The following is a 13,817-nucleotide window of genomic DNA, read 5'->3' as shown; positions in this document are numbered from 1 at the left end:
GCCGCAACAACGCCGATGAACCCGAGGATCGCCAACCAGACGATCAACCCGAATAGCGTAATCCCTTGTTGCTTCCGTGTATATCCGGAAATTCTTATCATCCCCGACTCCCGCCTTTGGTTTATTTAAAAAAGTGCCAATTCGTTTGAAATTGCCCAAATTCATCCAGACCAAAAATGCCTTTCCGACAATATTCTGATCCGGCACGAAGCCCCAGTAACGGCTGTCTTCGCTGTTATCCCGATTATCGCCCATCATGAAATAATTGCCAGCGGGCACGGTGCAAGTAAATCCTTCGGGATTGTAAGAGCATGCATCCTTGTTAGGAAAATCCATCACGCCTTCCAGCGCAATCGGTGGTCTGCCGCTACGGATCGCAATCGTATGTTGCACGTTTGACAGGTTTTCCGTGAATTGCTGGGAGTAATCCAGGCTGTCCTCATTCAGGTAATCTGGCAACGGCGTATAAGAAAGCGCTTCGCCATTAATCGTTAAACGTTTGTTTTTGTAGGTTATTTTATCACCCGGCACCCCAACCACGCGCTTGATGTAGTCCAGCGACATATCCTTCGGATATTTGAAGACCATCACGTCGCCACGCTGCGGGTTGTTCATCTCAATCACTTTTTTGTTGATGATTGGCAGACGAATCCCATAAGTGAATTTATTCACCAGGATCAGATCACCTACCAGCAACGTCGGCACCATCGAGCTGGACGGAATTTTGAACGGCTCATACAAGAACGAACGCAGGAAAAACACTGTCGCAATAACTGGGAAGAAGCTGCCTGAGTATTCGACCCAGGTTGGCTGGCGCAACAGGTTCGCCTCAAGCGCGGCGCGTCCGCTCGCTTCCAGCTTGATACCTCGGCACTCAGCTTGGCGTTGCGCGCATCGAACTCGGCCAATGCTGCAGTAGCCTTCGCGCGCCGCTGCTTGCTCAGGTAGAAACGGTCCAGAAACCAGATGACGCCGGTAACGATCGTCAGGATAAACAGAATTAATGCGAAATTTCCCAGGATTGATTGCAATGTCATTTTTCATCCACTTGTAAGATTGCCAGGAATGCCTCTTGTGGAATCTCGACAGATCCCACTTGCTTCATCCGCTTTTTACCAGCCTTCTGTTTCTCCAGCAGTTTGCGCTTGCGGCTGATGTCGCCGCCGTAGCACTTGGCCAACACGTTCTTGCGTAGCGCCTTGACGTTCTCGCGCGAAATGATATTGGCGCCGATCGCGGCCTGGATGGCAACGTCGAACATCTGGCGCGGAATCAGTTCGCGCATCTTGGCGGCCACGGCGCGGCCGCGGTACTGGCTGTTGGCGCGGTGGACAATGATCGCCAGCGCATCAACTTTTCACTGTTGATCAGCATGTCGACCTTGACCACATCGGCCGAACGGTATTCCTTGAACTCATAATCCATCGAGGCATAACCGCGCGAGGTCGATTTCAGGCGATCGAAGAAATCCAGCACCACTTCGGCCATCGGGATTTCATAGGTCAGCTTGACCTGCTTGCCGTGATAGCTCATATCGACCTGCTGCCCACGCTTCTGGGTACAGAGCGTGATGACCGAACCGACATACTCTTGCGGCATGTACAGGTTGACCGTGACGATAGGTTCGCGCACTTCCTCGATATTCGACGGATCCGGCATCTTCGATGGATTGTCGACCAGCATGACGGTGCCGTCGCGCTTCACAACTTCATAAATGACGGTAGGCGCAGTCGTGATCAGGTCCATGTCGAACTCGCGCTCGAGACGTTCCTGGACGATTTCCATGTGCAACAAACCGAGGAAGCCGCAGCGGAAGCCGAAACCCAACGCCTGCGATACTTCAGGTTCGTACTGCAGGGCAGCGTCGTTCAGCTTGAGTTTTTCCAGCGAGTCGCGCAGCGCATCGTATTGATTTGCTTCGACCGGGAACAGGCCGGCAAACACCTGCGGCTGCACTTCCTTAAAGCCGGGCAAGGCTTCTGCCGCAGGCTTGGACGCCAGCGTCACCGTGTCACCCACCTTGGCAGCCTTCAACTCCTTGATACCGGCGATGATGAAGCCCACCTGACCAGCCGACAGCGATTCGCGCGATTGCGATTTAGGCGTAAACACGCCGACGCTTTCCGTCAAATGCTGGGAGCCGGTGGCCATCAGCAAAATCTTGTCCTTTGGACGCAACGTACCGTTCTTGATGCGCACCAGCATGACGACGCCGACGTAGTTATCGAACCAGGAATCGACGATCAGCGCTTGCAGAGGCGCATTCGGATCGCCCTTCGGTGGCGGCACCTTGACGATCAGCGACTCCAGCACTTCGCGTACACCAAGGCCAGTCTTGGCCGAGCAATGCACCGCGTCGTGGGCGTCGATACCGATGACATCTTCGATTTCGGCAATCGCGCTGTCCGGATCGGCGGAAGGCAGGTCGATCTTGTTCAGCACCGGCACCACTTCCACACCGAGATCGAGCGCGGTATAGCAGTTGGCGACGGTCTGTGCTTCCACCCCTTGCGAGGCATCAACCACCAGCAGCGCACCCTCGCAGGCTGACAACGAACGGCTGACTTCGTAGCTGAAGTCAACGTGGCCAGGGGTATCGATCAGGTTCAGATTGTAGATCTGGCCATCCATCGCCTTGTACGTCAGGGCTGCGGTCTGGGCCTTGATGGTGATGCCACGCTCGCGCTCGATATCCATCGAGTCGAGTACCTGCGCCTCCATCTCGCGGTCGGACAAGCCGCCGCAAGACTGGATGATACGATCCGCCAGGGTGGATTTACCGTGGTCGATGTGGGCGATGATGGAGAAATTACGGATGTTGTTCATTGACAGACGCGATTACAAAAAAAGCGCTCTGAGCCGGGCCCAGTGCGGTGCCTTGTACTTGTTGGCGCAAATAAAAGGATGGTTTTTTGTTCCAGACTGGGTACGCACCTGAGCGATAGTGAACTATCGAAAGGATGCGCAACGCCGTATGGGGCAAAAAGACGAACTGTTATATGCCGGAAAGTACGAAACACTGCACCTGTGTCCCAGGCGAGCGCCTTTTATGACAGGTTATTCAGTGCCGCCATTTTACCGGATTTCAGGTGGGAAAACCGACAAATCAAAGGCCTCGGGATTTTCCTCAACAGTATAGCAAGCAAAGCAAGTTATCTGCATACTCCACCATGTATGCAACAAAGCCATTGAAAGCAGGGATACGACAGGCTTTTTTCATAACTTTCGCAGGAGTATGCAAAATATGCAGTCACTTTGATGCCTCCAGAATAATTGGCACGCCCATACCCATTCCGATCACCGAGCCTGAGCAGCAACAATTGGCTTAACCCGCCAAAAACCCCCTTACCTGCTCCACATCAAGGAAATAATGACAAAGTTGCAACTGCGGCTGGTCATCCGCACAACCGACCAGTACCGGCACCAGTTCGTCGTAACGGGCGACCAGCTCGGTATCCCCATCGACATCGATGACATCGACGGTAAACCAATCCACACTATGCTCATCCGGCCCTCGCAAAGCCAGCAACGCCTGCAGCATGTCGTCACAAAGATGGCAATACGAACGACCATACAAAATAAAGTGCGGCTTCGGCATCAACATTCCTTTTGGAAGCAAGCAAAATAAAGAGCTGCAGACCTCGACGATCTGCAGCTCCGGGCAAAGCAATTTACCTATATCAGTTAGCTGGACGCAACGGCACGAATTGTGAGGACTCGCCACGACGCACCAGCAGCACCGCCATCTTCTTCGGCTCCAGCTTGGCTACCAGCGCGTTGAATTGCTTGGCATCCTTGATATCGGTGTTGTTCAAACGCTGGATCACGTCGCCGGGAAGCAAACCGACCCGCGCGGCGCTGCCTTCGGCCGAATCAACTTGGATACCGCCATCGATGCCGAGCTCTTTCTTTCTCGCATCACTCAAATCGCTAACAATCAATCCCAGCGCATTTGCCACTTGCTCCTTCTTCGGCTTCTTGTCCTCATCCGAATTAGTCGCCACCTTGTCTGCAGCGAGCTCGGCAATCGTCACCGAGAAATCGCGGTTGCTACCCTTGCGCCACACAGTGAGTGTGCCACGCACGCCAGGCTTGGTATTGCCGACCAGACGCGGCAAATCGCTCGCCTTGTCAATTGCCGTACCATTGAACTTCAGGATGATATCGCCAGCCTGCAACCCGGCCTTCGCAGCAGGGCCATCCGGTTCAACCCGAGCAACCAGCGCACCCTCAGCTTTCGGCAAACCGAGCGATTCAGCCACATCCTTGGTCACCTCGCCGATTTGCACGCCGATACGGCCACGCGTTACCTTGCCGGATGTTTTCAACTGCTCGGAAACGCGCATCGCCTCATCGATAGGCACCGCAAACGAGATGCCCATGAAGCCGCCTGAACGGCTGTAGATCTGGGAATTGATACCCACCACTTCACCGCGCAAATTGATCAGCGGGCCACCGGAGTTGCCAGGATTAACCGCAACATCAGTTTGGATCAGAGGCAGGTAATCGCCGGTATCGCGCGCTTTTGCCGAGACAATCCCTGCCGTCACGGTATTTTCCAGACCGAACGGCGAACCGATCGCCAGCACCCACTCGCCGACCTTGATCTTGTCAGAATCGCCCATGACCAAAAGCGGCAGACTCTTGCCATCGATCTTCAACAGCGCAACATCGGTACGCGTATCTGCGCCGATGACCTTGGCCTTGAACTCCCGCTTGTCCGTCAGCGTCACGTAGACATCGCTGGCACCATCGATCACATGGGCGTTGGTCATCACGTAACCGTCTGCCGAAATGACAAAACCGGAACCGACGCCACGCGGCACTTCTTCCTGCTGCTTCGGATCACCCTTGCGTCCGCGCGGACTTGGCGCTTGCGGGCTTGGCTTTCCCGGAATAGGAACACCGAAGAAACGCCGGAAAAACTCCTGCATCTCCGCGTCGCTTGGATCATCCGCATCACCTTGCGAAGAACCAGACTTCACTCTTTCGGTGGTGCGGATATTAACGACAGCAGGACCGGTTTTTTCAACGATCTCGGTAAAGTCAGGCAAACCCGACAACGGCGCAGCCACCGCTACAGGACCGACGCCAACCATCGCAGGAACAAAAAAAGTGGCTGTCGCGCCGACAACCATTGCAGATAAAACGTAACGAGCAGAACGTAACATCTTCATAGTCATGGAGTTTTATTTGTTTTTGAGTTCAATCGAATTCGCCACTTGCCTGATCGCGGCCGATGGCACCTCACCGACAATCGTCAGCCAATAGTCGCCCTGACGCTTGCCCACGATATTCAACGCTCCCTGCTGCAAGGAGCCTTCAGTGCGACTTTGACTGCCCGGCTCAATAAATATTGAAATCGCGGCCAGTCCGTCGGAAAAGACCAGCTGCGACACTTCACGTCGCGTCACCTGGCTAACTGCATTATTCGAAGCTGGCGCATCGGTCACCATGCGCTTGAGCTCACGCACCTTTTTGAACCCGACCGGCATGCCGGTCACCGTCCACTCGTTCAAGTTAGCCGGGTTCATCACACTGCTTTCGACATGCCAGCCATTGGTATTGCCGAAACTCGACTTCAAATGATTGTGATCAACGTTACCGATGCCGATCTGCGTAAAGGAAATCTGCTCGACGATCTCATTCTTGCCATTCAACGTCTGCGCACGCAACAGCAACCCGGTATTTTTTTCTGCCCACAGCTTGTAGCCATAGCGCATATTGTCTTTTGGCTCTAACAGAACAGCCTGGCAATCGAACCCGGCAACACGCCCGGTCTCGCCCATTTTCACGTCGTAGTAATCAGTCAGATCCGCCGGTAGCGCCGCCAGAATGGCTGGAAATGCATCTTGCGTGACGCGCTTCTCGACCAGCTTGGTTTTAGTTTCCGGAATATAGCAGGTGACATCCTCATTACGACGAATATATTCGCGCGGCTGTCCGTCCAGGATTTCGAGCTTTTCTATCTCATTCCGACCTTCAAGCACATGGGTAATGCGCGAAGTCCGAATCTGGTTCGACTGCTGGTAAATGAAGGTGCCGGAATAATTCAACTTCTGCGCTGCCGACTGGATTTTTTTAACAGGGCCTGTGCCTCCTGTTTGTCGGTGACTTTCGCTGTATCGGTGCCTTCCGCATACGCGGAAAGCATGATACATGTCGACAAAAGGATGACAACCCGAAGCAAGACCTGTGTCTGCCGCATATTATTTATCAGCATCAGGTGCAAATGTAGCGGAACGCGCATATTGCGCAGCGCTGTATAAAGAAGGAGAGAAACGCTGGTGTGCCAACAGATATTCATCCATCCGCGGATCACGCAGCACTTCGCCGGCATGCGCGGCATGTACATCGCTTGCCGATGCCAATGCCAGTTGCGGCGTCGCTACAGCCGCCGGCGACGGGCTGTTAGCCACCATGATTTGCGGCGAGATGATGAACGCCGCAGCGGCTACTGCCGCAGCAGCCATCCCCGGCAATGCAAAGCGCTTGATCGTACGTCGGGTACGAGTACTGCCGAAACGAACAGGCTGGCCGCCGCCGATCGCAATCTGCTCGGATTCGTGCTGAGGAGCAGCAGCAGCAGCAGCGGCCAGAGGCGCGGCAATATAGACAGGTTCCGCATCGAGCCGCGCCGCCATACGGGCGGAAAAATCGGAGCTCATTGTCAACGCCATATCATCGGAGCGCAAGATATCACCAATCTGGTGGTATACGTCCCATGTATCGCGGCCTTCCGTTTGACGCAAAGCCGCCAACGCCATATCCACGTAGGCATTGGATAACTCCCCGTCAGCCAAGGCAGAAATCTGCTCTTGGGTCATTTCTTTGGTATTCATAAGTCACCTAGTTAAAACCTGGCCAACCCCTTCGTTCCCGAAAAACCACTATCTTTTTTTTACCAACGTTTGTCGATGGCCGTCCCCAGCAACGGCCTCAACTTGTCTGCGATAGCTTCCCGTGCCCTAAATATTCGACTGCGTACCGTACCTATCGGACATCCCATTGCTTCAGCAATTTCGTCATAACTTAACCCCTCAATCTCGCGCAAGGTAATCGCCGTACGCAATTCCGTCGGCAAAGCCTCCATTGCAGTATTCACAGTTTGCGCTATCTGCTTGGTTGCCAGCAAAGATTCAGGAGTGTTTATATCCCTTAGTTGCTCGCCGTCGTCAAAAGTTTCTGCTTCCTCTGAATTTGCTTCGGTGGAGGTCGGAGCCCTACGGCCCTGGGTCACAAGATAGTTCTTGGCGGTATTAATGCCAATTCGATACAACCAGGTATAAAAGGCAGAATCGCCCCTGAACTGAGGCAGTGCCCGGTATGCCTTGATAAAGGCTTCCTGCACAACATCCTCAGCTTCTGCCTGATCGCGCACCAGCCGCGAAACAAGACGCATCAGCTTGCGTTGGTATTTAACAACCAAGAGCTCGAACGCCTTCTTATCGCCACGCTGTACGCGCTCGACAAGCAGTTGATCAATTTCGCGTTCTGTCGTCAATCCACATTCCCTTGTTTTTTTGCGACTAGCTTGTGGACCCGAACGTAGACTGGAACCAATAACATAATTTCAACAAACAGCTATTCATTACCCAATCAATCGGGCTCCATCTTGTCTGTACGCATCGAAATCCATCGACACGCCACGGACAAAACTCTAAAAGTATCATTAGGAACACAATCAGGCAGTATAGCGATTGTTCTGACTGAGCCGCTATCTAATCGAAGACGTAATAGCAGCAAATGTGACCAGAGAGTAGTGCCTTGCAGCAAATATGCGTTTGCCGACACATGCACCGGGGTATTCCCGCTCGTTGCGGGCATGGCGTCCGCAATCCGGATTTGACCGGCTGCAGAAATATCGATCCGAACCGATCGACTTGCGCTAGTGTAGCGAAACAGGCCATACAAGGCCGCCGCCAGGCAAGTAAATGCCAACACCAGGCGCTCGACCAACATCAGGTTACCAACGACGCCTGCCACAATCAAAACGCCGGATAGTCCGACCAGCGAACACAATCCGCCTACCATGAACAGTAACATCCTGGATGGTCGAATCATCGCAGATACGGCGATCGACATGATGGCAAGCTTTATAAAAAATTTCGAGCCGTCATCCTGAGATGACGGCTCGAATCTTGCATAATACTAGATTTTGCCAAAAACCAAGGTGCCATTCGTGCCACCAAAACCGAATGAGTTTTTGACTGCGATGTCAATTTTCATGTCCCGTGCCGTATTGGCACAGTAATCAAGATCACACTCTGGATCCTGGTTGAAAATATTTGTCGTCGGCGGCGAAATCTGGTTATGCAAAGCCAATACGGTGAAAACCGACTCCAAACCACCCGCACCACCCAACAGGTGACCAGTCATTGACTTGGTCGAATTCACAACCAGTTTGTAGGCATGATCGCCGAAAGCAGCCTTGATCGCTTCAGTTTCGTTCTTGTCGCCCAACGGAGTCGAAGTTCCGTGTGCATTCAAGTACTGAACCTGGTCAGGATTGACACCCGCATCGCGCAACGCATTTCCGACACAACGACGCGGACCATCCAGGCTCGGCGCAGTCATGTGATAAGCATCGCCGCTCATGCCGAAGCCGAGCAGTTCCGCGTATATCTTGGCGCCGCGCGCCTTGGCATGCTCGTACTCTTCGAGCACCAGCACGCCAGCCCCTTCTCCCAGCACGAAACCATCGCGATCCTTGTCCCACGGACGCGATGCCGTAGCGGGATCGTCATTACGCGACGACAGGGCACGGGCCGAAGCGAAACCACCGACACCAAGCGGAGAAACGCTTGATTCAGCGCCACCGGCAATCATGACATCGGCATCGCCGTACTGAATCATGCGCCCGGCCGCACCGATACAATGCAAACCGGTGGTGCAAGCCGTCACTATCGCCAGATTCGGCCCCTTGAGACCATATTTGATCGACAAGTTACCCGAAATCATGTTAATGATCGATGCCGGGATAAAAAACGGACTGATCCGCCGAGGACCGCGAGCGGTCAGTTCGGCATGTGTTTGTTCAATCAACGGCAAGCCACCAATGCCGGAGCCGATGATGACACCGATCCGTTCAGCATTGGCTTCGGTCACTTCGAGACCGCTGTCTTGCATCGCCTGCATCCCCGCAGCCATGCCATAGTGGATAAAGGTATCCATATGCCGTGCTTCTTTGGCGGGAATGTAATCTTCGATATTGAAGCCCTTTACTTCTCCCGCAAAATGCGTGGAAAAAGCGGAGGCATCAAACTTGGTGATGGTTGCGATCCCTGATTTGCCTGAGATAATCGCACTCCACGCATCGGCAATCGTATTGCCGACCGGTGAAATGCAACCCAGGCCAGTGATCACAACGCGACGTTCACGTGTGCGGCTCAAGCGGTTCTCCTGGATACGTTCAAAGCTAGCTTAGGCCGCCTTAACGTGGGCCTTGGCGTAATCAATAGCTTGTTGCACTGTAGTGATCTTTTCAGCTTGTTCGTCAGGGATTTCCATTTCGAACTCATCTTCCAGTGCCATCACCAATTCCACGGTGTCGAGCGAATCTGCACCCAGATCGTTAACAAACGACGATTCGGTCTTGATGTCAGCTTCTGCGACGCCCAGTTGCTCAGCGACGATTTTTTTAACGCGTTGTTCGATATCGGACATGTGATGCCTCCATTAGGTTACAGAAAGTGCGCGCATTTTAGCAGGTTTGCGCATTGAAAATTCACTTTCAGCATTTGTCTTTAATAATTAATAAAACAACGCCAAAAATGTCTAAATAGGTACTACTTACATCGAATTTTCAAATTGGCCGCCATACTGGCGAAGCCAAAATCAACTCATGTACATGCCGCCATTGACGTGCAGCGTGGTGCCAGTGATGTATGCCGCTTGCGAAGATGCCAAAAAAGCAACTGCAGCAGCGATATCCTCAGCAGCACCCAAGCGCCCCAGCGGAATCTGTTGCAGCAGGGAAGCAGTCTGCTGCTCACTTAGAGCCTTGGTCATATCGGTATCGATAAAGCCTGGCGCAACGCAATTGACCGTGATGTTACGACTACCGATCTCACGCGCCAGCGCACGGCTCATGCCGGATACGCCAGCCTTGGCAGCCGCATAATTCATCTGACCTGGATTGCCGGCCGAGCCGACTACCGACGTGATATTGATGATACGGCCATGCTTGGCCTTCATCATGCCACGCAGGACCGCGCGCGACAAACGGCCGACAGCCGTAAGATTAGTCGCAATCACCGAATCCCACTCTTCATCCTTCATCCGCATCGCCAATTGGTCCTGGGTAATGCCCGCGTTATTGACCAGAATCGACAGTCCACCGAACTCTTTCTGGGTAAACTCGATTGCAGCGTGGCAAGCCTCCGCATCGTTGACATTCAATACGATGCCACGCCCCCTGCCCGGCTGGCTGGCTTCCAGATATTCGCCGATTGCCGTCGCACCAGACTCCGAAGTCGCCGTGCCGACGACCTTCGCACCACGCTTGAGCAACTCCAGTGCAATGGCGCGCCCAATACCGCGCGACGCACCGGTCACCAGGGCGACCTGGCCGTCCAGATCCTGTACAACTGAATTTTGTGAGGTCACTTCAATGTCTCCAACATTTTATCCAGCGATGCCTGATCGACAATCGCTTCGCTAATCAATCCATCGTTAATACGCTTGGTCAAACCAGCAAGAACCTTGCCCGGTCCACACTCGACCACATGGCTGATACCTTCGCCGGCAATTTTCTGGACCGTCTCAACCCAGCGCACCGGGCTGGCCGCCTGACGCACCAGCGCGTCCTTGATGGCTTGCGGGTCGTTGACGATCGCCACGTCAACATTGTTGATCAATGCAATTTGCGGCACCGAGAAAGTCAGTTCCTGCATGTACTCACGCAAGCGATCCGACGCCGGCTTCAACAGCGAGGAATGAAATGGGGCCGAAACCGGCAATGGCAAGGCACGTTTCGCACCTTTTTCCTTGGCGGCAACGCAGGCGCGCTCAATCGCTCCCTTGTGGCCGGCGATGACGACCTGCGCCGGCGCATTGAAATTCACCGCCTCGACAACTTCGCCTTGCGCCGCAGCCTGGCATACTGCGCGCACGTCGTCGTCCGACAAACCGAGGATGACGGCCATGCCGCCCTGCCCGACCGGAACCGCCTGCTGCATGGCTTGCGCACGAAAACGCACCAGTGGAACCGCATCCTTGAAAGCAATCACGCCAGCAGCAACCAACGCAGAATATTCGCCAAGACTATGACCCGCTACCAGCGACGGCGCAGCACCGCCCGCAGCCAGCCACGCACGATAATAGGCAACCGCCGCAGTCAACATCACCGGCTGGGTATTGGTTGTCAGGTCCAGCTCTTCTTTCGGCCCTTCGGCAATCAATTTACCGAGATCAAACTGCAAGGCCTCGGAAGCCTCCGCCACAGTATCTTTCACCACCTGATTGTTGGCGAAGCCGTTCAACATGCCAACGGCTTGCGAGCCCTGGCCCGGGAAAACAAATGCGAATTTATTCATGCCTTACCTGTGGAAATCAAATTTATCAAATACACGCATACAACGTACCGAAGGTCATCATAGATCACAACCTCGGCTGCGCTGCTCCGGTCAATGCCGGGAGAAGATTGGCCGTGCAGTGGACATGCAATTACATGCGGGCCAGAATCGCACCCCAGGTAAAGCCGCCGCCAACACCTTCCATCATGACGTTATGACCTGGCTTGACGCGACCGTCACGCACCGCCTGGTCGAGCGCCAGCGGAATCGATGCAGCTGAAGTATTGCCGTGCTGGTCGACCGTCACCACCATGCGCTCCATGCTCAGACCCAGTTTGCGCGCAGTGCTTTGCATAATGCGGATATTCGCCTGGTGCGGAATCAGCCAATCGATCTCGGATGGCTCCATCCCAGCGATTTGCAGCGCTTCATTGGCAACCTTTTCCAGCACCGATACTGCCAGCTTGAATACCGCCTGGCCGTCCATGTACAGGAATGCGCTGCCCTCTACCACTCCGCCGTTGACCTTACCGGGCACGCACAGAATTTCCTTATGGCGGCCATCGGCATGCAACTTCGTGGCAAGAATACCGGGCTCGGTTGAAGCGCTCAGGATAACCGAGCCTGCACCGTCACCGAACAAGACGCAGGTGGTGCGATCCTCAAAATTTAATATCCGCGAAAACACTTCCGTGCCGATCACCAGGACATTCTTGTGCGCACCGGTCTTGATCATGCTGTCTGCGATCGACACCGCATACACAAAACCACTGCATACCGCCTGCACGTCAAACGCCGCGCCGCCGTTGGTGATACCCAGCTTTTGCTGGACCACGCAAGCGGTGCTCGGGAAGCCACCGAAATGATCCGGAGTCGAGGTGGCAACGATGATCAGGTCAATGTCATCGGCCTGCATGCGCGCCATATCAAGCGCCTGCTTGGCTGCAGCAACCGCGAGATCGCTGGACTGCACATCGGCGTCGGCATAGTGACGCGCGGCGATGCCGCTGCGCGAAAAAATCCATTCATGGGATGTCTCAATCCCTTTTTCAGCGAGCTGCGCGGCGAGCTCCTGATTGCTTACCCGTTTCGGCGGCAAATAGCTGCCGGTACCGACAATTTTGCTATATGTAGTCATGCTGTCTTTTGTTGGGAAGATTCAGTCGTAGTGATTTGGCCCGATGCCGCATCCACACCAGCCTCAATCGGCTTGGCCACTGCTTCGGCAGATGGCTGCGGCATCAGTTCCGCAATTGTGGTGGCAATACGAGACAATACATCATATTTCGCAGCATCGAATGCACGCTGTATCGCCCATTCGTAACCATAGGCATCCGCGCCGCCATGACTCTTGAAAACCAGGCCGCGCAAGCCCAGCAAGCTGGCGCCGTTATAACGCGAAGGATTCAAGCGACGCGAAATGGCCTTGATCGCACCACGGGCAATCACCGCACCGACCATGTTCAAGATGCCGCTTTTGAATTCCGTGGTCAATACGGTCTTGACGAAACGCCCCAGCCCTTCGGACGCCTTGAGCGTCACGTTGCCGACAAAACCATCGCAAACGACGATGTCGGTGGTGCCTTCGAAAATATCGTTGCCTTCGACATTGCCGTAAAAATTCAGGATACCCTTTTCGTGATCGGCACGCAGCAATTCGGCAGTCTGCTTGACCACTTCATTGCCCTTGATATCTTCCTCACCCACATTCAGCAAGCCGATCGTCGGACGAGGCTTTCCCTCCATGGCCGACACCAGCGCCGACCCCATCAATGCGAATTGATGAAGATGCAACGGCTCGCAATCGACGTTCGCGCCCAGATCGAGCATGTAAGTCGGACCGTCTTTTTGATTAGGAAGGATGGTGCAGATGGCAGGACGGTCGACGCCGTGCATGGTCTTGAGCAAATAGCGTGATACCGCCATCAAGGCGCCGGTGTTGCCGGCCGATACGCAGGCTTGCACCTGCTCATCCTTGACCAGGCGCAGCGCAACGCGCATTGAGGAATCTTTTTTACGGCGCAAAGCAGTTTCGATGGAATCGTCCATCGTTACCACTTCCGATGCATGCAGCACCGATAACCGGGGATGTGCGCTAGCCTTGTGCTTTTTCAGCTGCGCCCGAATTTCTTCTTCGAGGCCAACCAATACCAATTCGGCCTCAGGCTCGCGATTGGCAAATGAAATAGCAGCAGGTACGGTAACCGATGGGCCATGATCGCCACCCATGCAGTCGATAGAAATTTTGATTGTCATTGTTTTGATTCAGTGCCTACTCTAAGCCGTATTATGAGGCAGATT

The 13,817-nt window shown here is 54.1% G+C and carries 12 protein-coding genes and 2 pseudogenes; all 14 read right to left on the bottom strand.

All coding sequences use genetic code 11. The features are described from left to right. Positions 1 to 129: 129 nt before the first annotated feature. Positions 130 to 1,037, bottom strand: a pseudogene (lepB, locus tag CAter10_RS07200) (signal peptidase I); the annotation flags it as partial. Further along, positions 1,034 to 2,826: pseudogene (gene lepA, locus CAter10_RS07195) on the bottom strand (translation elongation factor 4). The pseudogenes lepA and lepB, both read right to left, overlap by 4 nt. 499 nt (positions 2,827 to 3,325) lie before the next feature. Next, positions 3,326 to 3,598, bottom strand: a complete 273-nt coding sequence (locus CAter10_RS07190) for a glutaredoxin family protein (protein ID WP_061535215.1) — start codon at positions 3,596 to 3,598, stop codon at positions 3,326 to 3,328. A gap of 82 nt (positions 3,599 to 3,680) precedes the next feature. After that, the gene (locus CAter10_RS07185; protein ID WP_061532878.1) at positions 3,681 to 5,177 is read right to left on the bottom strand and encodes a DegQ family serine endoprotease; all 1,497 of its coding nucleotides are present in this window, start codon (positions 5,175 to 5,177) and stop codon (positions 3,681 to 3,683) included. Between the two features lie 12 nt (positions 5,178 to 5,189). Then, positions 5,190 to 6,056, bottom strand: a complete 867-nt coding sequence (locus CAter10_RS07180; RefSeq protein ID WP_236905507.1) for a MucB/RseB C-terminal domain-containing protein — start codon at positions 6,054 to 6,056, stop codon at positions 5,190 to 5,192. Positions 6,057 to 6,209: 153 nt separating this feature from the next. Then, positions 6,210 to 6,842: a sigma-E factor negative regulatory protein gene (locus CAter10_RS07175; RefSeq protein WP_061532877.1), complete on the bottom strand. Its 633-nt coding sequence runs from the start codon at positions 6,840 to 6,842 to the stop codon at positions 6,210 to 6,212. Between the two features lie 59 nt (positions 6,843 to 6,901). Next, the gene (gene rpoE / locus CAter10_RS07170; RefSeq protein WP_061532876.1) at positions 6,902 to 7,504 is read right to left on the bottom strand and encodes an RNA polymerase sigma factor RpoE; all 603 of its coding nucleotides are present in this window, start codon (positions 7,502 to 7,504) and stop codon (positions 6,902 to 6,904) included. Positions 7,505 to 7,599: 95 nt separating this feature from the next. Next, complete coding sequence (locus tag CAter10_RS22320; protein WP_128083007.1) at positions 7,600 to 8,085, bottom strand: flagellar hook-length control protein; 486 nt, start codon at positions 8,083 to 8,085, stop codon at positions 7,600 to 7,602. A 66-nt stretch (positions 8,086 to 8,151) separates the two neighbouring features. Further along, positions 8,152 to 9,393: a beta-ketoacyl-ACP synthase II gene (gene fabF, locus CAter10_RS07165; RefSeq protein ID WP_061532875.1), complete on the bottom strand. Its 1,242-nt coding sequence runs from the start codon at positions 9,391 to 9,393 to the stop codon at positions 8,152 to 8,154. Between the two features lie 30 nt (positions 9,394 to 9,423). After that, positions 9,424 to 9,666, bottom strand: a complete 243-nt coding sequence (gene acpP / locus CAter10_RS07160; protein ID WP_061532874.1) for an acyl carrier protein — start codon at positions 9,664 to 9,666, stop codon at positions 9,424 to 9,426. Positions 9,667 to 9,837: 171 nt separating this feature from the next. Continuing rightward, positions 9,838 to 10,608, bottom strand: coding sequence for a 3-oxoacyl-ACP reductase FabG (gene fabG / locus CAter10_RS07155; protein ID WP_061532873.1), 771 nt, complete (start codon positions 10,606 to 10,608; stop codon positions 9,838 to 9,840). Beyond that, positions 10,605 to 11,537 (bottom strand): ACP S-malonyltransferase, encoded by a 933-nt coding sequence (gene fabD / locus CAter10_RS07150; protein WP_061532872.1) that lies wholly within the window; start codon positions 11,535 to 11,537, stop codon positions 10,605 to 10,607. Before fabD ends, fabG begins: the two co-directional genes overlap by 4 nt. Positions 11,538 to 11,667: 130 nt before the next feature. After that, positions 11,668 to 12,654, bottom strand: a complete 987-nt coding sequence (locus CAter10_RS07145) for a beta-ketoacyl-ACP synthase III (RefSeq protein ID WP_061532871.1) — start codon at positions 12,652 to 12,654, stop codon at positions 11,668 to 11,670. Continuing rightward, on the bottom strand, positions 12,651 to 13,772 hold the full coding sequence (gene plsX / locus CAter10_RS07140) for a phosphate acyltransferase PlsX (RefSeq protein WP_061532870.1): 1,122 nt from the start codon (positions 13,770 to 13,772) through the stop codon (positions 12,651 to 12,653). The genes CAter10_RS07145 and plsX overlap by 4 nt, the downstream gene beginning before the upstream one ends. Between the last annotated feature and the right edge of the window lie 45 nt (positions 13,773 to 13,817).

The sequence above is a fragment of the Collimonas arenae genome (genome assembly GCF_001584165.1).
Taxonomy (GTDB): Bacteria; Pseudomonadota; Gammaproteobacteria; order Burkholderiales; family Burkholderiaceae_D; genus Collimonas; species Collimonas arenae.
This window is presented reverse-complemented; position numbering and strand designations above follow the sequence as displayed.

Bases quoted from the DNA above. Each gene is read 5' to 3' on its own strand.
- CAter10_RS07185 (WP_061532878.1), bottom strand. From the start codon at position 5,177: ATGAAGATGTTACGTTCTGCTCGTTACGTTTTATCTGCAATGGTTGTC.
- fabD (WP_061532872.1), bottom strand. From the start codon at position 11,537: ATGAATAAATTCGCATTTGTTTTCCCGGGCCAGGGCTCGCAAGCCGTT.
- CAter10_RS22320 (WP_128083007.1), bottom strand. From the start codon at position 8,085: ATGTCGATCGCCGTATCTGCGATGATTCGACCATCCAGGATGTTACTG.
- plsX (WP_061532870.1), bottom strand. From the start codon at position 13,772: ATGACAATCAAAATTTCTATCGACTGCATGGGTGGCGATCATGGCCCA.
- CAter10_RS07145 (WP_061532871.1), bottom strand. From the start codon at position 12,654: ATGACTACATATAGCAAAATTGTCGGTACCGGCAGCTATTTGCCGCCG.
- acpP (WP_061532874.1), bottom strand. From the start codon at position 9,666: ATGTCCGATATCGAACAACGCGTTAAAAAAATCGTCGCTGAGCAACTG.
- CAter10_RS07190 (WP_061535215.1), bottom strand. From the start codon at position 3,598: ATGCCGAAGCCGCACTTTATTTTGTATGGTCGTTCGTATTGCCATCTT.
- CAter10_RS07175 (WP_061532877.1), bottom strand. From the start codon at position 6,842: ATGAATACCAAAGAAATGACCCAAGAGCAGATTTCTGCCTTGGCTGAC.